Source organism: Novosphingobium sp. FG90, from assembly GCF_057808725.1.
Genome location: NZ_JBMDIO010000011.1, coordinates 117,393 through 136,848, shown reverse-complemented (window position 1 = coordinate 136,848; position 19,456 = coordinate 117,393). Strand labels below are relative to the sequence as shown.

General features: G+C 66.1%; 27 protein-coding genes and 1 tRNA gene. 12 read left to right on the top strand and 16 right to left on the bottom strand.

Annotated features, from left to right (window positions below; genetic code table 11):
* Positions 1 to 7 precede the first annotated feature (7 nt).
* Positions 8 to 1,333 (bottom strand): amidohydrolase, encoded by a 1,326-nt coding sequence (locus ACODRZ_RS12560; protein WP_488972329.1) that lies wholly within the window; start codon positions 1,331 to 1,333, stop codon positions 8 to 10.
* Between the two features lie 263 nt (positions 1,334 to 1,596).
* Here ACODRZ_RS12560 and ACODRZ_RS12555 point away from each other — a divergent pair, with 263 nt between their 5' ends.
* From ACODRZ_RS12555 to ACODRZ_RS12545, 3 genes are all read left to right on the top strand, one after another.
* Positions 1,597 to 1,764, top strand: coding sequence for a hypothetical protein (locus ACODRZ_RS12555; protein WP_488972330.1), 168 nt, complete (start codon positions 1,597 to 1,599; stop codon positions 1,762 to 1,764).
* 98 nt (positions 1,765 to 1,862) lie between these two features.
* Positions 1,863 to 2,561 carry a glutamine amidotransferase gene (locus ACODRZ_RS12550; RefSeq protein ID WP_488972331.1) on the top strand — a complete coding sequence of 233 codons (699 nt, stop codon included), beginning with the start codon at positions 1,863 to 1,865 and terminating at the stop codon, positions 2,559 to 2,561.
* 66 nt (positions 2,562 to 2,627) lie between these two features.
* Positions 2,628 to 2,900, top strand: a complete 273-nt coding sequence (locus ACODRZ_RS12545; protein ID WP_488972332.1) for a hypothetical protein — start codon at positions 2,628 to 2,630, stop codon at positions 2,898 to 2,900.
* A 16-nt stretch (positions 2,901 to 2,916) separates the two neighbouring features.
* Here ACODRZ_RS12545 and ACODRZ_RS12540 read toward each other — a convergent pair.
* The 5 genes from ACODRZ_RS12540 to efp form a co-directional block, all read right to left on the bottom strand.
* Positions 2,917 to 3,000 (bottom strand) — tRNA-Leu (locus tag ACODRZ_RS12540).
* 52 nt (positions 3,001 to 3,052) lie between these two features.
* Positions 3,053 to 3,373, bottom strand: coding sequence for a hypothetical protein (locus ACODRZ_RS12535; protein WP_488972333.1), 321 nt, complete (start codon positions 3,371 to 3,373; stop codon positions 3,053 to 3,055).
* Positions 3,374 to 3,479: 106 nt separating this feature from the next.
* A complete protein-coding gene (locus tag ACODRZ_RS12530; RefSeq protein ID WP_008828399.1) occupies positions 3,480 to 4,301 on the bottom strand; it encodes an inositol monophosphatase family protein in 822 nt (273 codons plus the stop codon).
* A 41-nt stretch (positions 4,302 to 4,342) separates the two neighbouring features.
* On the bottom strand, positions 4,343 to 4,765 hold the full coding sequence (locus ACODRZ_RS12525; RefSeq protein WP_488972334.1) for a hypothetical protein: 423 nt from the start codon (positions 4,763 to 4,765) through the stop codon (positions 4,343 to 4,345).
* Positions 4,766 to 5,329 carry an elongation factor P gene (efp, locus tag ACODRZ_RS12520; RefSeq protein ID WP_008828401.1) on the bottom strand — a complete coding sequence of 188 codons (564 nt, stop codon included), beginning with the start codon at positions 5,327 to 5,329 and terminating at the stop codon, positions 4,766 to 4,768.
* A gap of 130 nt (positions 5,330 to 5,459) precedes the next feature.
* Between efp and ACODRZ_RS12515 the strand changes: the two genes are divergently transcribed.
* From ACODRZ_RS12515 to ACODRZ_RS12500, 4 genes are all read left to right on the top strand, one after another.
* A complete protein-coding gene (locus tag ACODRZ_RS12515) occupies positions 5,460 to 5,837 on the top strand; it encodes a hypothetical protein (protein ID WP_488972335.1) in 378 nt (125 codons plus the stop codon).
* 66 nt (positions 5,838 to 5,903) lie between these two features.
* Entirely contained in the window at positions 5,904 to 6,716 is an 813-nt protein-coding gene (locus tag ACODRZ_RS12510) for an SDR family NAD(P)-dependent oxidoreductase (protein WP_488972336.1), read from the top strand.
* Positions 6,717 to 6,738: 22 nt separating this feature from the next.
* Entirely contained in the window at positions 6,739 to 7,266 is a 528-nt protein-coding gene (locus ACODRZ_RS12505) for a nuclear transport factor 2 family protein (RefSeq protein ID WP_488972337.1), read from the top strand.
* A gap of 89 nt (positions 7,267 to 7,355) precedes the next feature.
* A complete protein-coding gene (locus ACODRZ_RS12500) occupies positions 7,356 to 8,423 on the top strand; it encodes an ABC transporter substrate-binding protein (protein WP_488972338.1) in 1,068 nt (355 codons plus the stop codon).
* Positions 8,424 to 8,481: 58 nt separating this feature from the next.
* Here ACODRZ_RS12500 and purQ read toward each other — a convergent pair whose 3' ends face one another.
* Positions 8,482 to 9,159: a phosphoribosylformylglycinamidine synthase subunit PurQ gene (gene purQ / locus ACODRZ_RS12495; RefSeq protein WP_488972339.1), complete on the bottom strand. Its 678-nt coding sequence runs from the start codon at positions 9,157 to 9,159 to the stop codon at positions 8,482 to 8,484.
* Positions 9,159 to 9,395: a phosphoribosylformylglycinamidine synthase subunit PurS gene (gene purS, locus ACODRZ_RS12490; protein ID WP_488972340.1), complete on the bottom strand. Its 237-nt coding sequence runs from the start codon at positions 9,393 to 9,395 to the stop codon at positions 9,159 to 9,161. Before purS ends, purQ begins: the two co-directional genes overlap by 1 nt.
* Before the next feature lie 98 nt (positions 9,396 to 9,493).
* Between purS and ACODRZ_RS12485 the strand changes: the two genes are divergently transcribed.
* Together ACODRZ_RS12485 and ACODRZ_RS12480 are read left to right on the top strand one after the other, a co-directional pair.
* The gene (locus tag ACODRZ_RS12485) at positions 9,494 to 10,435 is read left to right on the top strand and encodes an SDR family NAD(P)-dependent oxidoreductase (protein WP_488972341.1); all 942 of its coding nucleotides are present in this window, start codon (positions 9,494 to 9,496) and stop codon (positions 10,433 to 10,435) included.
* 87 nt (positions 10,436 to 10,522) lie between these two features.
* Positions 10,523 to 11,620 carry a hypothetical protein gene (locus ACODRZ_RS12480; protein ID WP_488972342.1) on the top strand — a complete coding sequence of 366 codons (1,098 nt, stop codon included), beginning with the start codon at positions 10,523 to 10,525 and terminating at the stop codon, positions 11,618 to 11,620.
* A gap of 173 nt (positions 11,621 to 11,793) precedes the next feature.
* Here the strand turns inward: ACODRZ_RS12480 and ACODRZ_RS12475 are convergent, their stop codons facing one another.
* The 4 genes from ACODRZ_RS12475 to ACODRZ_RS12460 form a co-directional block, all read right to left on the bottom strand.
* Complete coding sequence (locus tag ACODRZ_RS12475; RefSeq protein WP_488972343.1) at positions 11,794 to 12,165, bottom strand: DUF2794 domain-containing protein; 372 nt, start codon at positions 12,163 to 12,165, stop codon at positions 11,794 to 11,796.
* A 20-nt stretch (positions 12,166 to 12,185) separates the two neighbouring features.
* Positions 12,186 to 12,881 (bottom strand): serine O-acetyltransferase EpsC, encoded by a 696-nt coding sequence (epsC, locus tag ACODRZ_RS12470; protein ID WP_488972344.1) that lies wholly within the window; start codon positions 12,879 to 12,881, stop codon positions 12,186 to 12,188.
* A gap of 61 nt (positions 12,882 to 12,942) precedes the next feature.
* Positions 12,943 to 13,575 carry a P-loop NTPase family protein gene (locus tag ACODRZ_RS12465; RefSeq protein ID WP_488972345.1) on the bottom strand — a complete coding sequence of 211 codons (633 nt, stop codon included), beginning with the start codon at positions 13,573 to 13,575 and terminating at the stop codon, positions 12,943 to 12,945.
* Between the two features lie 11 nt (positions 13,576 to 13,586).
* Positions 13,587 to 14,858: a heavy-metal-associated domain-containing protein gene (locus ACODRZ_RS12460; RefSeq protein ID WP_488972346.1), complete on the bottom strand. Its 1,272-nt coding sequence runs from the start codon at positions 14,856 to 14,858 to the stop codon at positions 13,587 to 13,589.
* A 69-nt stretch (positions 14,859 to 14,927) separates the two neighbouring features.
* Between ACODRZ_RS12460 and purM the strand changes: the two genes are divergently transcribed.
* Together purM and purN are read left to right on the top strand one after the other, a co-directional pair.
* On the top strand, positions 14,928 to 16,046 hold the full coding sequence (purM, locus tag ACODRZ_RS12455) for a phosphoribosylformylglycinamidine cyclo-ligase (RefSeq protein ID WP_488972347.1): 1,119 nt from the start codon (positions 14,928 to 14,930) through the stop codon (positions 16,044 to 16,046).
* An 88-nt stretch (positions 16,047 to 16,134) separates the two neighbouring features.
* The gene (gene purN, locus ACODRZ_RS12450) at positions 16,135 to 17,085 is read left to right on the top strand and encodes a phosphoribosylglycinamide formyltransferase (RefSeq protein WP_488972348.1); all 951 of its coding nucleotides are present in this window, start codon (positions 16,135 to 16,137) and stop codon (positions 17,083 to 17,085) included.
* On the opposite strand, the gene ACODRZ_RS12445 is transcribed toward purN, so the two are convergent.
* Both ACODRZ_RS12445 and ACODRZ_RS12440 read right to left on the bottom strand, forming a co-directional pair.
* The gene (locus tag ACODRZ_RS12445; protein WP_488972349.1) at positions 17,082 to 17,789 is read right to left on the bottom strand and encodes a hypothetical protein; all 708 of its coding nucleotides are present in this window, start codon (positions 17,787 to 17,789) and stop codon (positions 17,082 to 17,084) included. The two genes, purN and ACODRZ_RS12445, sit on opposite strands and share 4 nt — an antisense overlap.
* A gap of 91 nt (positions 17,790 to 17,880) precedes the next feature.
* Positions 17,881 to 18,126, bottom strand: coding sequence for a hypothetical protein (locus tag ACODRZ_RS12440; protein ID WP_488972350.1), 246 nt, complete (start codon positions 18,124 to 18,126; stop codon positions 17,881 to 17,883).
* A gap of 32 nt (positions 18,127 to 18,158) precedes the next feature.
* Here ACODRZ_RS12440 and ACODRZ_RS12435 point away from each other — a divergent pair, with 32 nt between their 5' ends.
* Positions 18,159 to 18,476, top strand: coding sequence for a hypothetical protein (locus ACODRZ_RS12435; protein WP_488972351.1), 318 nt, complete (start codon positions 18,159 to 18,161; stop codon positions 18,474 to 18,476).
* 9 nt (positions 18,477 to 18,485) lie between these two features.
* Here ACODRZ_RS12435 and ndk read toward each other — a convergent pair whose 3' ends face one another.
* Positions 18,486 to 18,908, bottom strand: a complete 423-nt coding sequence (ndk, locus tag ACODRZ_RS12430) for a nucleoside-diphosphate kinase (protein WP_036524317.1) — start codon at positions 18,906 to 18,908, stop codon at positions 18,486 to 18,488.
* A gap of 104 nt (positions 18,909 to 19,012) precedes the next feature.
* Positions 19,013 to 19,456, bottom strand: coding sequence for a DNA polymerase III subunit chi (locus ACODRZ_RS12425; protein ID WP_488972352.1), 444 nt, complete (start codon positions 19,454 to 19,456; stop codon positions 19,013 to 19,015).

Genomic DNA, 19,456 nt, shown 5'->3' with positions numbered 1-19,456 from the left:
GAGCATCTTACATTCCCGGCTTCCCCATCAGGCGCAGCGCCGTCAGCGTGAGCGCCTGCGCGCCCGACGCGATGACCTTGTCCGCCTGCGGAGCCCAAAACGGGCTGTGCAGCGAGGGCATCGGCGGACCACCGGCCTTCGCCGCCGCCAGCTTCGCCAGATCGGCCCCGCCGACCCAGAAGATCACCGACTTGATGTGCGCCTCGTCAGCGCGGCGGAATTCACCGAAATCCTCACCGCCCATGGCCGAAGGCGTGATGACCACGTTGTCCACGCCCATCGTGCTCCTGAGATCGGCCACGGCTTCTTCGACGAACTCGGGCGTGTTCCATGTCGCGCGGGTATGGGGCTCCTTAACGGTGACCTGCGGCATCAGGGCATCCGGCACACCCGACGCAATCGCCTCGCCGCGCGCGACCCGGGCGATTCCGTCGAGCAACCGCGTGCGCGTCTCGTCCGAGTAGCTGCGCACCGTCAGTTCCAGCCTCGCCTGATCGGAGATGATGTTGTGCTTGGTCCCCGCATGGAACGAGCCCACCGTCACCACCACCGGGTCGAGTGGATTGCTCTCCCGGCTCACCAGCGTCTGCAGCTTCATCACGATGGCGCTGGCAAGCACGATCGGGTCGCGCGTGGTCTGCGGATAAGCGCCATGCCCGCCGACCCCTCGCACCAGCAGGTCGACGCTGTCCACGTTGGCGAGCCCCCAGCCCTTCGCCGCGCCGACGACGCCTGCGGCCAGTTCGGGCGTATCGTGGAACGCCAGCGCGTAGTCGGGCTTGGGGAAGCGCGTGTAGAGCCCGTCCTTGAGCATCTCCAGCGCGCCCAGCCCCATTTCCTCGGCAGGCTGGCCGATCATGACCAGGGTGCCGAACCACTCCGCCTTGCGCGCGGCCATGAGGCGCGCCGTCTCTATCCACGCGGTCATATGGGTATCGTGACCGCAGGCGTGCATGATGCCGCTTTCCACGCCCGCCGTTGAAGTCCCGCGCTTCACGGAGGCGAAGGGCAGCCCGGTCTGCTCGACGACCGGGAGGCCGTCCATGTCGGCGCGGATGAGAACCGTCGGCCCGGCTCCGTTCTTCAGGACCGCGACGATCCCGGTGCGACCGACCTTCTCGGTGACCGTGAAACCGGCCTTGCGTGCGGCATCGGCCATGATCTTCGCGCTGCGCACTTCCTGGAAGCTGAGTTCGGGATTGGCGTGCAGATTGCGGTAGGTCTCCATCAGCCCCGGCAGATCGCGCGCCACCGCATCGGCGACCGGCTCTGCCATCGCAGTGGAGGAGGCGCTCGCAAGAACGCAGGCGGAGGCGAGGAGAAAGGTGCGCATGGACGAAGGCTACGTCAGCCGCGCACCCTCCGCAATCGGTCAGGCGATTCCACCCGCCACCATGAAGTTTTTCTCATAGGCCCGATAGAAACTTCACATCGACATTCTCTACCTTATGAGTAGATTGATCCTCGAAGCGCAGGGTTCGCCTGTTCTTCCGCGGCATTTGATGGCTGTCAGCTTGCTCCGCGTCACCAACCGCTAAAGCGCACGAAACCGCAAGGCGACAACGCCGGCTTCGTGCCTCCCGATGGAGATACGAAATGCTCAACTCGATTCCCCGCATCACTTCGCAAGTCCTGCGCGCCCGGCCCGGCACCGACACGCGCCTGCCGCATCCCTCGTGGCGCGGTGCATTCGACGCGCCGCCGGGAGGCGGAGCGGCCACGATCCGCAGCGCGGGCGATTTCTGGTCGCGCCTCGGCCTGTGAGGCTTCTGCAATTACCCCATCGGGCGGCATCGAAATCCACATCTCTCCAGCTGGAGTTCGATGTCGCCCGTTAACATCACTTGTGACACAGTAGGCCCGTGAAGACTGCCCTCATCATCCGCCACGTTCCCCACGAAGGGGTCGCCGGCTATCGCAAGCCCATCGAGGACGCCGGCTACGAAGTCAGCCGGATCGACGTCACCGACCCGGAATTTTCCACGCTCGACCTGCGCGAGCCGGACCTGCTCATCATGATGGGCGGGCCGATGGGCGTCTACGAGCAGGATCGCCACCCCTGGATCGGCTGCCAGCTGCGCCGCCTCGCGCTGCGACTCGAAGCGGACCGGCCGACGTTGGGCGTGTGCTTCGGCGCGCAGATGATGGCGAGCGCGCTCGGCGCGACGGTGTTCCCCGGTCCGGCCAAGGAAGTCGGCTTCCACCCCGTTCAGGTTCACGAGCACGCCGCCGACAGCCCTCTGCGCCATGTCCGCGACGTCCCGGTGCTGCACTGGCACGGCGACACCTTCACCAAGCCCGAAAGCGCCGAATTCCTCGCCTCGACCTCGCTCTACGAGCATCAGGCATTTCGCCGGGGCCGCAACCAACTGGCGCTGCAGTTCCATGCCGAAATGGGCGAGGACCCGCGCTTCGACGCCTGGATCGACCAGTGGCCGGAGGCCGTCGTCGAGGCCGGAGGCTGCCCGCAGGCTCTCCGTCAGCGGCACGACGAACTCGGCCCCGGCGCGGTCGCCGCAGGCCGCGCGATGATCGCCGACTGGCTACGCGGCCTGAACTAGCCGTACCGCCCGATTCGCGCGACGCTCCGGCTGGCGGCGAGGGCGCAGCGGGATTACTCTGCCGCCATGGCTGACGGTATTCTCACACGGCGCTCGATGAACTGGCGCGCTTTTCCCCGCGCTCTCGCCGGGTTCTTCCCGGTCGGCGTCTTCGCACTCGTGCTGCTGTGGATGATGGGCGAGTGGGGCGTCCTTGGCGGCATGATCGCCGGGACCTTGCTTGGCGCCGTGGCCGCATGGGCTCTGACGCGGCTGATCGCGGCCTACCCGCTGGTGCAGTGGGTGGCGGCGATTGTCGTCGCGCTGTTGCTGGCCCTCGTCGCCGCCTCACTCTTCTGAGGACGATCGGAGGAAGTGGTGCCCCTGGCCCGACTCGAACGGGCACGCCTTTCGACAAACGATTTTGAGTCGTTCGCGTCTACCATTCCGCCACAGGGGCACGGAAACGAGGCGCGACGCTTAGACGGCACTTCGTCAGGGTTCAAGCCCGTTCAGAAGATCCAGTCCATCGCGACGTGGAGAAGACGCGATTTCATCGCCCCCTTGCGCGATCCGATCGTCCCGATCTCGAAGCTCGGGCCGTCCTCGTCGGTCTGATAGGTCAGCTTGAGCCGGGTCTTCTCGGGCTTGAGCAGTTCGATCTCGCCCACTGCCTGCGATCGCAGCGAGGTGCGCGCATTGGCCGGGGGTACGGCGGTCAGATCGAATGGCCTCGCTTTCGCCAGTGGCACCGGCTGCTCGGCAAAGGCGGTCGAAGGCATCGCCGCAACAAGCAGCGCAAGAGCGCAACGACGAGGGACATGGCGTTCCATGTCCCAGAGTTCTACACCCGTTTGCGGAAAATTCCGCGACGGTTTCGTTTCAGTTCAGAGAATCACCCCCTGAGACACGCCGAAACGCGCCTCAGGGACGATAAAATCACGCCTTGAGAGCAGTCGCGACGATCTTGTGCAGCCGCGAGTGCAGCACGTCGTTGCCCGCGAGGATTTCGGTGTCGCAGATCGGGTTCGAACGCCCCTTCCAGTCCGACACGAAACCACCGGCCTCGCGCACGAGCAGGCAGCCCGCCGCCGTATCCCAGGGCTTGAGGTCCGATTCCCAGAAACCCTCGTAGCGGCCCGAGGCCACCCACGCGAGATCGAGCGCGGCCGAACCAAAGCGGCGGATGCCCGCCACCTGCGGCGCGAGGCCGTGGTAGATCTTGGTCCAGACGCCGTGGTCGCCGTGGCCCGCGAAGGGAATGCCCGTCGCGATCAGGCTCTCGTCGAGGTGACGGCGTGAGGACACGCGCAGGCGGCGGTCGTGCAGCCATGCGCCGCGCGCCTTCTCGGCCCAGTAGCTCTCGTCGGTGACCGGGTTGTAGATCAGGCCGGCAGTGACCTCACCCCAGCCCTTGCCGTCCAGGCGCGGCTCCTGCACCGCGATCGAGATCGCGAAGTGCGGGATGCCATGGAGGAAGTTGGTCGTGCCGTCGAGCGGATCGACGATGAAGCGCGGCTTGGTCGGGTCGCCCTCGATCTCGCCGGCTTCCTCGAAGAGATAGCCCCAGTCCGGCCGCGCGGCGCGCAGTTCGTCCCAGATGGTGCGCTCGGAAGCCTGATCGGCCTTCGACACGAAGTCCGCAGGGCCTTTCCGGCTGACCTGCAGGTGCTCGATTTCGCCGAAGTCGCGACGCAGGCGGTTGCCGGCCTTGCGGGCGGCCTTCTCGATGACGCGGATGAGACCGGAAATGGCGGCCATGACTTTACTTCACTCCTGTGGGCCGATGTCGGCCCCGATTGTCAGCGACCTTGCGGCGCGGGTTTGGCGGGGGCCGCGCCGGCGGCGGGGGCAGTCGGCTGGTAGCCGCAGATGCGGGCCATGACGCTCAGCAGTTCGCTGGGGTTGTCGCGGCTGATCTTGCCCGCGTTCTCGGCGATCACCTTGTCCATCGATTCGGTGATCTTGCCGAGCGAATTGTCGTAGATGCAGCCGACGAGCGCGCCCTTGACCGGTTCCTCGATCTTGTCCGACTGCAACCCGCTGATGAGCACCTTGAGGTAGAGCATCGCGTGCTGCGCCTGGGAGTCGCCACCGGCAGGCGCCGCAGCGGCGGGCTTGGCGGCGCTCTTCGCAGCGGCCTTGGGGGCAGCGGCATAGGCGACGGACGAGGTTCCCGCGATCGCCAGAGCGGCGGTCGCGACGGTAAGGGCGAGCTTGTTCATTCAGTCTGCCTTCTTCACGTAAGTCTTTTCATAGACGTCCACGATGATGCGCGTGCCGCTTTCGATGTGCGGCGGCACCATCACGCGCACGCCGTTGTCGAGCACGGCGGGCTTGTAGCTGGACGAGGCGGTCTGGCCCTTCACCACGGCATCGGCTTCGACGATGGTGGCTTCGACCTGCTCGGGGAGCTGGACGGAGATCGGGCGTTCTTCCCACATTTCCAGGCTCACCTGCATGCCGTCCTGAAGGAAGGCTGCGGCATCGCCCAGAAGGTCGGCGGGGAGCGAAATCTGATCGTAGTTCTCGGTGTCCATGAACACCAGGTCATCGCCCTCGGCGTAGAGGAACTGGAAGTCCTTGGTGTCGAGGCGGACGCGCTCGACGGTGTCGGCGCTGCGGAAACGCACGTTGGTCTTGCGGCCGTCGATCAGGTTCTTCATCTCGACCTGCATGAAGGCGCCGCCCTTGCCCGGCTGGGTGTGCTGGGTCTTGGCGACCTTCCAGATACCCTTTTCGTATTCGAGAATGTTGCCGGGACGGATATCGACGCCACTGATCTTCATGGGTTTTGGCCTTCAGGATGGGAAAGAGCTTGATCGCGGGGCCACGGCAGGCGCGACCCTCGAAAGGATGCGCCCTTAGACGAGGTCGCGAGGCATGGCAATTGCTTCGCGCCGATGCTAGCTGAATGCCATGAAGCGTGCCTCCCTTCCCGTCGTGCTGTTGGCGCTCGTCGCCGGCTGCGCCTCCGCAGATACTGCCCCGCCTCCAGTGAGTGGCGGGCTGATCTCAACCCTGCCGATCGGCACCTACACGTGCGAGATGGCGGGCGATGCGGGCGGCCTCGTCGGCAAGCCCCTGCCCGACTACGAGTTCCGCGTGGTCAATGCCTCGGCCTACAAGGCGGGCGGCATTCGCGGCAGCTACCTGCTGACCGGCGACTACGTGACGATGACCGGCGGCAAGCTCAAGGGCCTCAAGCTCCACCGGCTCAAGGACACTTATCTGCGCAAGGTCGAGGACAATGGCAGCGACGGCGAAATGCGCTGCGTGCGCAGCTCGCGCCGCTGATCGCTCCGGCGGTTTGCCCTTGAGATAGGGCAGCCTTAGCTCTCGGAAAAACTCCGGGAGCAGGCGATGGAACTTCAACTGCAGGGCAAGGTCGCGATCGTCACTGGCGCGACCGCGAACATCGGCCGCGCCGTCGCGCTGGATCTCGCGGCAGAGGGCGCCATTCCCGTCCTCGTCGGCCGCGACCATGCTGCAGGCGCAAGGCTGATCGCCGACTGCAAGGCACGCGGGGCACCCGACGCGGTGTTCGTGGCGGCCGACATGCTCGACGCGACATCTCCTGCAAGGGTTCTGGAAGCCGCCGAAGCGCTCGGTCCGGTCGCAGTGCTCGTCAACAATGTGGGCGGCAACGTCGATCAGGGGCTCTTCGTCGATTCCGATCCGTCGAAGTGGATGGCCGACATCGACCTCAACTTCGGCACCGTGCTGCGCATGACTCATGCCGTGCTGCCGGGCATGATCGCACGCAAGGCCGGGGCGATCGTCAATGTCGGCTCCACCGCCGCGCTGGTCGGCGATTACATGCTGCCGGTCTACTCGGCCGCGAAGGGCGCGGTGCACAGCTTCACCGTCGTGCTCGCCAAGGAGGTCGGTGCACACGGCATCCGCGTCAACTGCGTCGCGCCTTACGCCACCATCCCGACAGATCCGGCCAGCCTCAGCGCCGGCAGCCGCTTCAATCCCGAAACCGGCCTGTTCTCCAGAGGCGCCGCGAGCGTCAGCGAGGATGACCGCGCCTTGCGCCAGCGCCGGACGTTCGTAGGCCGCCCCTTCGCGAATCCTGAAGAGATGGCGGCGATGGTCACGTTCCTCGCCTCTGCACGGGCCAGCTTCATTACCGGGCAAGTCTATGCCGTGGACGGCGGGGCGCTGCTCTGATTTCACGACGGGAGGGGAAGACATGACGATAGACCAGGCCGCGCTGCAGGCCCTCATAGACAAGGATGCGATCCGGGAACTGGTGCTGCTCTATTCGCGCGCCATCGACCGGCAGGATATCGCCCTGCTGGGCGACCTCTACACGCAGGACGCGACCGACACCCACGGCGACAGCTTCGATGGTTCGGCCGAGGATTACTGCGCTTTCATCGCCCAGGCCTTTCCGCACATGCCCTATTCGGGCCATCACGTATGCAATCACCTGATCGCGGTGGATGGCGATACCGCCAGCGGGGAAGTCTATGGGCTCGCCTGGCACCTCATCCCCACGCGCGAAGGGGGACGGGAAGAGGACTTCATGGCTGTGCGCTACATCGACAACTACCGTCGTTGCGCGGACGATCGCTGGCGCTTCTCGAAGCGGGTCGTCACTTACGACTTCAAACTGCGCCGCCCTTTCGATGGCGGCGGCCTGCTGGGTCTTGCAGAGCGCGACCCGAGCTATGCCGAATGTCTCCAGCCGCTGTTCCGACGCGGCCCGCGCACCTGAGGCGCTTTCTTCGCCGGGCGCATGCATCCTTTTCCCGACTGGCTCATTGCTAGGCCGACAGGGCGCGCCGCCCGGCCGGAGGGACAAAGATGCCAGCAAGCGTGAAGATCGGCATTCTCAACGACATGGCCGATCTTACCGGGCGTGACGACGATATCCCGACACCCGGAGACCTGACCGACTGGCTGGAACGCGAGATAGACGCCGTGCGTGAGGCCGGCCGCCTAGAGGCCGACATCGAGTTCGTGCATGCCTACGCGCTCGGGCTGCCGTCAGGAACTGCGGAGGCGGTCGAGCAGGCCTATCGCCAGCTTGCCGAGGCGGGCGTAAGCCTGATCGTCGGCCCTGCCATTGGCGACAATGCCCTGTTGGCGACGCCCCTTGCCGAGCGACTGCGCATTCCCACGATCAACTGGGCCGGCGCCGAACGTGCGCGAGGCCGCTGGATGTTCCAGCATCAGGTCGGCAGCCACGAGGACGAATCGCTGGTGATCGCACGCCAGATGGCCAGCCTCGGGCGAAAACGGCTGGCCGTGGCCTACGACCTCTCGCCTATCGGCACCCGACACCTGAAGTACCTGGACGGCGAGGCGCGCGTTCTCGGCATGGAAATCGCCGCGAAAGAGGGCATCTCGCCGCTGGCCGACGACGCGAGCGTCGCGGTGGCGGCGCTGCTGGACGCCGCGCCTGACGGGATAGTCTATCTCGGCCTCGGCCTGTCGGCTCCCCCGGTATCGCGGGCGCTGGACCGTGCCGGTTGGGATGGGCCGCGCATCATGAACACCGCAGGATTGCGTGGGTATCACGGCGATTTTGCCCATGCCTGCAATGGCTGGCTCTACATCGACATGCATTCGGACGGGAATACCACGCTGAAGGCCGTGATGGAGCGGATCGACGCGCCTTGCCGGCAGGCGCTGGCGGTGGCCAAGGGGCACGATATCGGCCGCCTAGTCGCCGAAGGTCTCGCACGGGCGAGCGATTTCACGCGCGAAGGAGTGCGACTGGGCCTGGAGCAGGTGAAATGGCTACCGGCGGCGGAAGGGCACGAAGGCACCCTCCTTGGCTTCGGCGTGCACGACAGAGGCGCCCTGCACGGACGTTATCTTGTTGTTCGTCAATGGCTTGGAGGTGAAACCCGCGAAGTTGCCGCATAAGCGCACCTAACGGCACTCAGCGGCACCCAACGCTACCACAACCTGCCGGAAGGTGACCTCAGGCGCCGACAAGCCCGCGAATGGCGCTCTCGAACAGCCCCCGCCCGTCAGTGCCGCCGTGAGTCGCCTCGATCGCGCGTTCCGGGTGGGGCATCATGCCCAGCACGTTGCCCGCATCGTTGAGGACACCCGCGATCGAACGCGCCGACCCGTTGACCTCTTCCGCATAGCGAAACGCGACGCGGCCCTCGCCCTCGAGGCGGTTCAGCGTCTCTTCGTCAGCGAAGTAGTTGCCGTCGTGGTGCGCCACCGGAACACGGATCACCTGGCCCACCTCATAAGCGGAAGTGAACAGCGACTGCGCGTTGGCCACTTCGAGGCCGACTTCGCGGCACACGAAGTTGAGGCCGGCATTGCGCAGCAGTGCGCCCGGCAGCAGGCCGCTTTCGGTCAGCACCTGGAAGCCGTTGCACACGCCGAGCACCGGCACGCCGCTTTCGGCCGCCGCGATCACCGCCTGCATGATCGGCGAACGCGATGCGATCGCGCCGCAGCGCAGGTAATCACCGTAGGAGAAGCCGCCCGGAACGGCGATGAAGTCGAGGCCCTCGGGCAGTTCGCTGTCGCCGTGCCAGACACGGTGCGGCGCGAACCCCGAGACCTTCTCCAGCGCCACCGCCATGTCGCGGTCGCAGTTCGAGCCGGGGAAGGTGATGACGGCGGAGTTGAAGGCCATCAGGCGGCCACCTTCTCGATGCGGTAGTTCTCGATCACCATGTTGGCGAGGAGCTTGCGGCACATGTCGTCGATCGCCTCGTCCGAGACGGTTTCGGCGACGTCCAGTTCGAACAGGCGGCCGGCGCGCACGTCGTTGACGCCGGAAAAGCCGAGGCCCTCCAGCGAGTGGTGGATCGCACGACCCTGGGGATCGAGCACACCGGGCTTGAGGCTGACGTGGACGCGGACTTTCATCTGGCGGGCCTTTCGCGTGAGAGCGGGCAGATTCGTTGGCAGCGCCTATGGCTCTTTGGACGCGCGGGGGCAAGGTTGAACGCAGTGTTGAATGCGGGATGGCGACCTGCCATCACCATGCGATGAGCACCGGACGTTCCATTTCCTTCACCGATCAGGTCGCCGTCGTCACGGGCGCGGGCACCGGCCTTGGCCGCGCCTATGCGCTCGAACTGGCGCGACGCGGCGCGAAAGTGGTAGTCAACGACCTTGGCGCCGCGCGTGACGGTTCCGGTCAGTCCGATGCCGCGCTCGGCGTCGTCGAGGAAATCCGCGAGGCCGGTGGCGAGGCCATGGCCGATGGCGGCGACGTCTCCGACTACGCGCAGATGGAAGCCATGGCGGCGCGCGCAAAGGAAACCTGGGGCGGCATCCATGTCCTCATCAACAACGCGGGAATCCTGCGCGACCGGACTTTCGCCAGGATGGACCCCGCCGATTTCGAACTGGTGGTGCGCGTCCACCTGCTTGGCAGCGCCTTTGCCACCAAGGCCGTATGGGAAACCATGCGCGAGCAGAACTACGGCCGGGTGCTGATGACCACCTCCTCGACCGGGCTCGGCGGCAACTTCGGACAGGCGAACTACGGCGCCGCCAAGGCGGGCGTGCTCGGCCTCGCCCGGACGCTGCGGCTGGAGGGCGCCAAGTACGGCATCCGCGTCAACACCATAGTACCGACCGCCGGCACCCGGATGACCGCCGACATCTTCCCCGAAGAGGCCTACAAAGCGTTCGAGCCGGGCAACGTCGTACCGGCGGCCGTGTTCCTGGTATCTTCCGAAGCCCCCACCGACGCCATTCTCGCGGCGGGCGGCGGGGTGTTCCAAGGCACGTGGATCACCATGAACGACGGCATGCTGCTGCCCGAAGGCGCCCGCAGCGCCGAAGACGTGGCTGCCGCCTGGCCGCGCATCTCGGACCGGACCCGCGATCATGTCTTCGAGACCGGCATGGACCAGGCCCATCATGCGTTGTCCATGCTGGCAAAGGCAGCGGATTGAGAAGGCAGCGGATTGACTTGCCGCAATCGCCATTGACGAACCATGGCGCGCTGGGCAGCCTCCCGCCGGATCACGAAGGATAAAGCCTTGTATTCCGAAGACGACCTGCAATCCGCCGTCACGGCCGGGGCAATCAGCGCGGAGGCCGCCGAGGCCCTTCGCGCCCATGTTTCCGCAACGCGCATCGCGCCGATGGCGGATGAGGAAAACATCCGTCTCGTCACCAGCTTCAACGACATATTCGTGGGGATCGCCTGCCTGCTGGTGATCTTCTCCGGCATCTACGCGACCGGCGCGGGTGACCGGCACTGGTGGATGGGCGGCCTGCTCATCGCCATCGCCAGCTGGCTTATGGCGGAAATCTTCACCCGGAAACGGCGCATGGCGTTGCCCTCGATCATCGTGCTGGCCGCGTTCGTCGTCGGCCTCGGGCTGTTCGCGGGAGCGCTTGTCGCGGAGGCGCTGCCGCCGCATCAGGTGCCGGTCCATTACGACTTCAACGGCCACCGGGAAGTATGGCACCGGATGGAGCGCTATCCCTGGCAGGACGCAGCGATCGCCCTGAGCGCCGCCGTGGCGGCCGGGATCGGCGCCCTGCTCCACTGGCTGCGCTTCCATGTCGCCATCACCGTCGCCGCCGGAACCGCAGCCATCGTGCTGCTGCTGCTCTCGACGGTCGCATGGGCCACCGGCCAGGAGCTCAAGACCAACCCCGCCCTCGCGCCGGCGGCTTTCCTGTGCGGGCTGGCCGTGTTCGCATTCGCCATGCGCTGGGACCTGTCCGACCGGGAACGGCGGACGCAGCGTGCCGACATCGCGTTCTGGCTGCACCTGCTCGCGGCCCCGCTGATCGCGCACTCGCTGTTCTACTGGCTGGGCGTGCTGGACGGCAACGACGTCACCCCGGGCCATGCGGCGGGCGTGCTGGTCACTTACGTCGCATTCGCTCTGGTCGCGCTGCTGGTGGATCGACGCGCGCTGCTCGTCTCGGCGCTGATCTACGTTCTGGCGGCGCTGAACGGACTGCTTCGCAATGCGGGCGCCATCGAGATGAACCTGGCCCTTTCGACCCTGTTCGTCGGCGCGGCTCTGCTGGCGTTGTCGGTGTTCTGGACGCCGCTGCGGCGCGCCTTGCTGACGATGGCGCCGGAAAGCTGGCGCCAACGCCTCCCCGCTTCGGCTTAAAAGCTGCGCGAGCGGGAGGACATCGTCATCCCGGCGAAGGCTCGGACCGTTGTGACCATAAAACGCCCCATCATCGAGGCGGCGTCAGTTTCGCCGGAGCCTCGCCGAGACCTGCAATAAGACGAGAGCGGTCCCAGACTTCGCTGGGACGACGGTCTCCACGCCGCGGCCGTTCAGTCCTCGACCACCTTGAGCAGTTTGCGCTCCAGCGGGCTCAGCACGTTCGAAAGCTCGTGCCCGCGCTTGAGCACTTGCCCGACTTCGCCGAACAGCGTCCACATGCCCTGCTTGCCGCGCAGCGCGGGGCGTTTCTCGATCCGGGCCTGAGGGCGCTCGGCGGCGCGGCGAAAGGCGCTGAAACTCGCCGCCTCGCGCGCGAAATCCATCGCGTAGTCGCGCCAGAGCCCTGCCGCGACCATGCGCCCATAGAGATCAAGGATGCGCTGGAGTTCAAGCCGGTCGAACCCGACCTGCGAAGACGCCTGACCGTTATGGCCGCCGGGAAAGGCGATGATGCTGCCGGTAACGGATCCGCCTGCAACCATTCAGCTGGTCATCCCCATAGTCACCAGCGCTCGTTTTCACGCGCGGCGTGCTGACGTTCTGACAGCAATTCCTCGACCTGCGCGCGCAGCAGTGCGACCTGTTGTTCCAGATCCTCGACGCGCTGGGCGCCGCCGGTCGGCTCGCACGGTTCCTTGCAGGGCGTGCCATAGGGCATGAATTCCTTGGTCCAGGTCTCCGCCTTGACCAGCGTGGAACGCGCCTTGAGGCCGATCATTGTCGCGCCCTCGGGCACGTCCTCGGTCACGACCGCGCTGGCACCGATGCGCGCACGGCGGCCGATGGTAACGGGGCCGATGATCTGCGCGCCAGAGCCCACGATCACGTTGTCGAGCAATGTCGGGTGACGCTTGCCGCCGACGCCGTTGGTGGGGTTGGAACCGCCCAGCGTCACGCACTGGTAGATCGTCACGTTGTCACCGATCACCGCCGTCTCACCGATCACGGTGAAGCCGTGGTCGATGAAGAAGTTGCGGCCGATCTTCGCGCCCGGATGAATGTCGATCGCGGTCAGGAAGCGCGCGAGGTGGTTCACCACGCGGGCAAGGAAAAACAGGTCCGCTTCGAACAGGGCATGCGCGATGCGGTGCCAGAAGAGTGCCCAGACGCCCGGATAGAGCAGCACTTCCCAGCGCGAGCGCGGCGCAGGGTCACGTGCCACCACGGAGTCCAGATAGCGGATGATATTACCCAGCATTGCCGGAAATTCCCATCAATCGTTCCACTTTGCAACTTTTGTTGCAAAGCCGCCCTCACATTCAGGTCTGGGCGCCGCCTTTAGTCTCTTCCAGCGCGTCGCGCCAGATGGCCATTGTGGGGGCCGTCTTGCGCTCCAGACTGAGCCGGTCGATGGCGGCGACCAGACGTTCGACGCCCACATGGCTACGGGTACAACGTCCTACAAGATATTGCGTTGCCGAATGATCGAGAACGAGGCCGCGCATTTCGGCATGAACTTCCATGAGCCCGATCAGCATTGCGTCGTCCGGCTCGCCGATCGAAAGGTTCAGCGCGGCGCCGAGCCGAGAGGACAAGTCCGGCAATCGCACCCGCCACCGCTCGGCGTCGCTGTCGCCGACGCCCGGTGCGAAGGGCTTGTCGGCAACGATCAGCAGCGGGCGACCGAGTTCCTGCGCGCGGTTCCAGCGGTGGAACAGCGCGTCCTCCGGCATCCCCTGCGCATCGTCCACCGCATCGCCCGCGCCCGATTCGACGAACCAGCGCGCGAGCAGCGACTTGCCGGAGCGCGGCGGACCGGAGAGGATCGCGGTACGGAAGGGCCACTGGCCCGGCTCCATCAGCGCATCGATCGCAGGCGCGTTGGCCTCGCCGACGACAATGCGCGGCGGACTGTCGCTCGCGGCGGACAGCGGAAGGGCGATCTGTCGCATGACGAGGAACCCTAGCGGCTGATCCTCAGCGAGGTGCCCCCGCCGGAAACCTTCCACCCCTGCCCGCGCAAGGCACCCGCCAGCCGCTCGCCCCCGCCGGAAACAGTGACGCGCATGACCGAGGTGCCGCCGATCGCAAGGCTCACCGTCGCCGCCCCCTGTACGCCCGGCACGCCGCGCACGGCGGCAAGCGCAGCATCGACCGCAGCGGCGTCGGGCGTAGCGAACTGGACGGTCACGGTCTCGACCGGCGCACCCGAGACGTCCTCTGTGCGAATCACCGGCACCGGCGTCGAAACAGCCACGGGCGCCTCGCCCTTGGGCATCAGCTTTTCACGCAGTTCGGCGAAGGCGCGGTCGAGCGCCTCCCCGCCTGCGTTGATCGAGGGATCGGGGCGCAACTCGCCGGTCGCCAGCGCGTCGCGGTAGAGGCCATCGACGCGCGTAACCGCCTCCTCCAGCATGCGCGGCAGGTCCTGCTCGCTGGCGGCATCCATGGTGAAGCCGCCGAGGAACTTGTTGTCCGGGCCATAGCGCGCGGTGAAGGTGCCCTTGATCGGACCGCCGGGCCACTGCCGCTCCAGCCGCGCGACGGGCATCACCACGTCGGAGGCGTCGAACTGGCCAAGCACGGTGCGCCACCACAGGCGGCTGCGGCGTGAGGTCTGTCCGGCGGTGAGAATCAGCGATTCGCCGCCCGAACCGGTCGGGCGCACGTAATCGACAGGGCTGGCGGCGGCCTGGAACTCGGCCCAGGCACGCTGCCACGGCCCGCGCACCTCGAAGACCTGCCTGACGCCGCCCGAATCGAGCACCGGGATCAGCAGCAACGGAGCCGAGCGCGGACCGCTGCCCGCTCCCGCGCCGACATACTGCCCGGCCTTCGCCTTGTCGAAGATGACGCCGAGCGTCGCGATGTACCGCTTCGGGCCGACCTGCTCGTGGCCGATGACCACCGAGGTCACCATGGCATCGATCGATTCGACCGGCATGTCCGGACCGCCCAGCTTCTTCCAGGCTTCCTTTTCCGCGAGTTTCCAGCCGTCGATCCGGGCCTGCGCGCCGGTCTTCGCGGTCACGTCGACGCTGATGCCGTTGACCTGGATATCCTGCGAATTGGCGAGCGGCGCGATGCCGCGATCGCCCTCGATCTGCGCGAGAAGCTGAACGCCGGTGATCGTCGCCACGGCCAGAGCAGCGGCGCCGCCCCACCACAACACAGCCTTGGAAGCGGCACCCTTGCGCATGAATCGCGGGCTCTTGGGAGAAATCGTGATTGCCATGTCGAAACCGGGGGCCTTGTGCCCAATCGATGATGGAAATCCAAGTCACAAAGCGCTAGGCGCGCCGACATGTCCGACGATAACTCCCAGAAGAGCTATAGCTACGAGCAGGCCGGCGTCTCGATCGCGGCCGGTAACGCGCTGGTCAAGGCCATCGCCCCGCTCGCGAAATCCACCGCGCGCCCCGGCGCCGACGCGGAACTGGGAGGCTTCGGCGGCTTCTTCGATCCGCGCGCGGCGGGCTACAAGGACCCGCTGCTGGTCGCCGCCAACGACGGCGTCGGCACCAAGGTCAAGCTGGCGATCGACCACGATCGCCACGACCACATCGGCATCGATCTTGTCGCCATGTGCGTGAACGACCTGATCGTTCAGGGCGCCGAGCCTCTGTTCTTCCTCGACTATTTCGCCACCGGCAAGCTGGAGAACGGCGTCGCCGAGCGCGTCGTCGCCGGCATCGCCGAGGGCTGCAAGATCTCGGGCTGCGCCCTTATCGGCGGCGAGACGGCCGAGATGCCGGGGATGTACGCTGCGGGCGACTACGACCTCGCAGGCTTCTGCGTCGGCGCGGTGGAGCGCGGCGAGCAGCTCACCGGCGACAAGGTCGCGGCGGGCGACGTGCTGCTGGGCCTCGCCTCCTCGGGCGTGCACTCCAACGGCTACTCGCTGGTGCGCCGACTCGCCGAGGACAAGGGCTGGAAGCTCAACCGCCCTGCCCTGTTCGACGCCGACACCCTGCTGATCGACGCGCTGATCGCGCCGACGCGCATCTATGTGAAGAGCCTGCTGCCGTTCATCCGTGCCAAAGACGGAAAACCTGGCCGCATCCACGCCCTCGCCCACATCACCGGCGGCGGTCTGCTGGAGAATATTCCGCGCGTGCTGCCGAAGGGCCTGCATGCCCGCATCGACGCCGATGCGTGGCCGCAGCCGCGCCTGATGGCGTTCCTGCAGGCGCAGGGCAACATCGAGCCGGGCGAGATGGCGCGCACGTTCAACTGCGGTATCGGCATGGTGCTGGCGGTCGCGGCGGACGAGGCAGAAGCGCTCAAGGTGGAACTGGAAGCCGCAGGCGAAACCGTCTTCACGATCGGCGCAATCGAGCCGGGCGAAAAGGGCTGCACCGTGGCAGGCTCGGCCGAGGCATGGTCCGCGCGCGAGGCATGGGAAGCCGTTCACATCGGTTGATCTAGACCGCGTCTCCTCACTCGCTTCGTCATCCTGAACTTGTTCCAGGATGACGGTTCAGGAAAACGCACGGTTCGGGAATTGAACAATGACCCGCCAGAAAGTCGCCGTACTGATCTCCGGAAGCGGCACCAACATGGCCGCGCTGCTCTATGCCAGCCGCGCGGCCGACTGCCCTTACGAGATCGTGCTGGTCGCGGCCAACGATCCCGAAGCAAAGGGGCTGCGCCTCGCCGAAGCAGAGGGCGTGAAGACCTTTGCGCTCAGCCACAAGGGCATGAAGCGCCCCGAGCACGACGCGGCGATGGACGCGGCGATTCGCGCCAGTGGCGCGCAGTGGGTCGCGCTGGCGGGGTACATGCGCATCCTGACGCCGGAATTCGTCGCGGGCTGGGAAGGCCGGATGGTCAACATCCACCCCTCGCTGCTGCCCAAGTACACCGGCCTGCACACGCATGACCGCGCGATCGAGGCGGGCGACAGCCATGGCGGCGTCACCGTCCATCTTGTCACGGCGGAACTGGACGACGGCCCGATCCTCGGCCAGACGCCGGTGGCGATCCTGCCCGGCGACACCGCCGACACCCTTGCGGGCCGCGTGCTGATCGCCGAACACCAGCTCTATTCGCGCTGCCTTGCCGACCTCGTGACGCGCGAGACACGGCCCGAATGGCTGCTGGAGCAAGTGCGCGAACGCGCCGTCGCCCTGCCCGAGAGCGACGAGACGGTCAGTCACGGCATGGCCTGCTTCGGCGTGGTGAAGGGCAAGAAGTTCGCCTACTTCAGCGCCGACCACCACGGTGACGGCCGCGTCGCGTTGCTGGTCAAGATCAGCGGCGCCGACGAACAGGCGATGCTGATCGAGCAGGACGACGACCTCTATTTCCGCCCCGCCTATTTCGGCGACGGCTGGCTCGGCATCCGTCTCGATCGCGGCGACACCGACTGGGAGGCGATCGCCGACTGGCTCTGGCTATCATGGCGAGCGGTAGCCCCCAAGCGCCTCACCGCCTTGATGGATGCCGCCGGACAGTTCTAGAACGTGTAGCCCACCGAAATCTGGACGATCGGATAGACCTTATGGTTGTCCACCTCGTCCTCGATCTCGGCACGTTCGCGGGCAAGGTCTTCCTGGAACAGCGGATTGGTCGCCAGTTGCCCCGTCGCGACGACATCCTCGGTGCGGGGCGTTCCGTGAAGCATCACGCCCGCATCGACGCTCCATGCAAAGCCCCTCTCGCGATTTTTCGCATAACCCAGCGTGAACGTCGGCGCAAAGCGCCGGGCGCGGACCTTTCCCTCGATGGTGCCGATCTCTTCGGGGGTGTAGACCGTCTCGCCGACCCTCACCGCCTCGTTCGGCGTGGCGGTCAGGTCTATCCGGTTGCGGCTGACGCGAAAGCCGGCAGAGAGGCGCAATCCGTTGCGGAACGGATAGAGGTCCGCATTGGCACCCCATGAGCGCAGCTTGAGATCCCCGTGATAGTTGATGTCCTCGACGTCGACATCATGCCCCAACCCGAGGAAAGTCGCGGATACTCGAAGACCGACGATCGGCGAGGGACGAAACCCCACTTCCGGTCCGATGCCCAGCGAACCGCCGGTCGCCGCGATCGTCACGCCGGTCGGCCCGTCCTGAGCCCGGCAGACCGATGGCAGACACGATGCGATGAGCAGCAGGCCGCCCATCCCTGCGATGCATTCGGCTGCGATGCGATTGCCGGCGATGAAATGGAAAGTCATGCGGTCTCCTCAGGCCACCCGCATGATCGATCCTCGCTGCTGATGGTAAACGGAGACTTGAGTCCGCCTTAGGTAGAAATCGGAAATGACGTCAGATTTCCGTGTAATCGACCTGCGGCCTGCTTTCGCGGGTGCCGCGATAGCGCTTGTCGGGGTCCTGCGGATCTCCGGCGATCAGGACGTGGCCGTCGTGCACCTCCACCAGCGTACCGGCGAAGGGGAACCCTTCGAGGCTCCCGTTGACGCGGTAGCTCACGGTATCACCGACCTTGAAGGTCTTTTCATCGAAGTTGAATTCGAATGGGCAGTTCTCGCCCGTCTCGCCCATACCTTGCATCGCGGATCTCCTCTGCCCGGCAGGATACCGCAGTGAGCCGCAATGGATCAAATCGAAACTCCGACGCGAACAGCGCCGTGCCGATGAGTGACCTGCGGGCGCCATGCCGTCAGGGATGCGCCGCCGCGGCCCTGGCCTCGATCGCGCCGCCATGCGGTGCGGTATCCGGGCTTGCGACGCGGGCCATCAGCACCGCTGCAAGAAACGACAAGGATGCCGCTATCAAAACCGTCTTCGCCAATTACCCACCCCTTCATTCAAACCGCGCGGAAGATAGGCAGGCGTTGCTTGCACGCCAAAGAAAAAGGCCGCCGAAACCGGCGACCTTCGTCTTTGTTACCAAGAATTAACCGTCAGCTTCAGCCGACGATCTCTTCCGGCTTGAAGAAGTAGGCGATCTCGATCGCTGCGTTCTCTTCCGAGTCCGAACCGTGGACCGAGTTGGCTTCGATCGATTCGGCCAGTTCCTTGCGGATGGTGCCGGCGTCGGCGTTCTCGGGGTTGGTGGCGCCCATGATGTCGCGGTTACGCTTCACGGCGTCTTCGCCTTCGAGCACCTGCACCACGACCGGGCCGGAAATCATGAACGAAACCAGGTCGTTGAAGAACGGACGCTCGGCGTGGACGGCGTAGAAGCCCTCAGCCTGTTCCTTCGACATCTGGATGCGCTTGGAGGCGACGACGCGCAGGCCGGCTTCCTCGAGCATCTTGGTGACGGCGCCGGTCAGGTTGCGGCGGGTGGCGTCGGGCTTGATGATCGAAAAGGTGCGGGTAACCGCCATGGGACTATTCCTTGGACAAGGGGCGTTATTGTTGCGCGCGCCCCTAGCCGGGAATGGGGATGTCCGCAAGGTGGGCATTGCGGGCTGCTTCGGGGGAATCCCCCTTACTCTTCCGCCTTCTTCGTCCAGCGGCCACCTTCCTGCGCCCAGTATTCCTTCTTCACGCCTTCACGCCCGCGCAAGTCGCGCCAGACCTCGCGCGCCTGCGGCTTCGTTTCGTCGTCGAAGAGATAGAAGGTGCGCTCGAACGGCTCCTCGCCCTCGCACCATACGCCGTCGGCGATGACGAGGAAGCGGGCGCCGTTCGCCGGGTCGGGAATGTCGGACAGGAGGATCGGCTGGCGATCCTCATGCCCCTCGCCCGTCTGGCCGTTGGCGAGGAAGCCGTCGGGCCGGTGCGACCACAGCGCCGCCGAAATCCGGGCGCGCTGCTGCTCGTCGGCGGAGACTACGAGCACGCGCCCCCCGCCCTCGACGATGCGCCGGGCCAGCAGCGGCACGACCGCATGGGCCGGGTCGCGGCTGAGTTCATAGAACATGACCTGCAC

Excerpts from the sequence above, each read along its gene's own strand:
- purN (WP_488972348.1), top strand. The coding sequence starts at position 16,135 with ATGACCCGCCAGAAAGTCGCCGTACTGATCTCCGGAAGCGGCACCAAC.
- ACODRZ_RS12475 (WP_488972343.1), bottom strand. The coding sequence starts at position 12,165 with ATGGTTGCAGGCGGATCCGTTACCGGCAGCATCATCGCCTTTCCCGGC.
- ACODRZ_RS12485 (WP_488972341.1), top strand. The coding sequence starts at position 9,494 with ATGGCGACCTGCCATCACCATGCGATGAGCACCGGACGTTCCATTTCC.
- ACODRZ_RS12535 (WP_488972333.1), bottom strand. The coding sequence starts at position 3,373 with ATGGAACGCCATGTCCCTCGTCGTTGCGCTCTTGCGCTGCTTGTTGCG.
- ACODRZ_RS12525 (WP_488972334.1), bottom strand. The coding sequence starts at position 4,765 with ATGAACAAGCTCGCCCTTACCGTCGCGACCGCCGCTCTGGCGATCGCG.
- purQ (WP_488972339.1), bottom strand. The coding sequence starts at position 9,159 with ATGGCCTTCAACTCCGCCGTCATCACCTTCCCCGGCTCGAACTGCGAC.
- epsC (WP_488972344.1), bottom strand. The coding sequence starts at position 12,881 with ATGCTGGGTAATATCATCCGCTATCTGGACTCCGTGGTGGCACGTGAC.
- ACODRZ_RS12515 (WP_488972335.1), top strand. The coding sequence starts at position 5,460 with ATGAAGCGTGCCTCCCTTCCCGTCGTGCTGTTGGCGCTCGTCGCCGGC.
- ACODRZ_RS12560 (WP_488972329.1), bottom strand. The coding sequence starts at position 1,333 with ATGCGCACCTTTCTCCTCGCCTCCGCCTGCGTTCTTGCGAGCGCCTCC.
- purS (WP_488972340.1), bottom strand. The coding sequence starts at position 9,395 with ATGAAAGTCCGCGTCCACGTCAGCCTCAAGCCCGGTGTGCTCGATCCC.
- ACODRZ_RS12500 (WP_488972338.1), top strand. The coding sequence starts at position 7,356 with ATGCCAGCAAGCGTGAAGATCGGCATTCTCAACGACATGGCCGATCTT.
- purM (WP_488972347.1), top strand. The coding sequence starts at position 14,928 with ATGTCCGACGATAACTCCCAGAAGAGCTATAGCTACGAGCAGGCCGGC.
- ACODRZ_RS12440 (WP_488972350.1), bottom strand. The coding sequence starts at position 18,126 with ATGCAAGGTATGGGCGAGACGGGCGAGAACTGCCCATTCGAATTCAAC.
- efp (WP_008828401.1), bottom strand. The coding sequence starts at position 5,329 with ATGAAGATCAGTGGCGTCGATATCCGTCCCGGCAACATTCTCGAATAC.
- ACODRZ_RS12555 (WP_488972330.1), top strand. The coding sequence starts at position 1,597 with ATGCTCAACTCGATTCCCCGCATCACTTCGCAAGTCCTGCGCGCCCGG.
- ACODRZ_RS12530 (WP_008828399.1), bottom strand. The coding sequence starts at position 4,301 with ATGGCCGCCATTTCCGGTCTCATCCGCGTCATCGAGAAGGCCGCCCGC.
- ACODRZ_RS12445 (WP_488972349.1), bottom strand. The coding sequence starts at position 17,789 with ATGACTTTCCATTTCATCGCCGGCAATCGCATCGCAGCCGAATGCATC.
- ACODRZ_RS12460 (WP_488972346.1), bottom strand. The coding sequence starts at position 14,858 with ATGGCAATCACGATTTCTCCCAAGAGCCCGCGATTCATGCGCAAGGGT.
- ACODRZ_RS12505 (WP_488972337.1), top strand. The coding sequence starts at position 6,739 with ATGACGATAGACCAGGCCGCGCTGCAGGCCCTCATAGACAAGGATGCG.
- ACODRZ_RS12465 (WP_488972345.1), bottom strand. The coding sequence starts at position 13,575 with ATGCGACAGATCGCCCTTCCGCTGTCCGCCGCGAGCGACAGTCCGCCG.
- ndk (WP_036524317.1), bottom strand. The coding sequence starts at position 18,908 with ATGGCGGTTACCCGCACCTTTTCGATCATCAAGCCCGACGCCACCCGC.
- ACODRZ_RS12510 (WP_488972336.1), top strand. The coding sequence starts at position 5,904 with ATGGAACTTCAACTGCAGGGCAAGGTCGCGATCGTCACTGGCGCGACC.
- ACODRZ_RS12545 (WP_488972332.1), top strand. The coding sequence starts at position 2,628 with ATGGCTGACGGTATTCTCACACGGCGCTCGATGAACTGGCGCGCTTTT.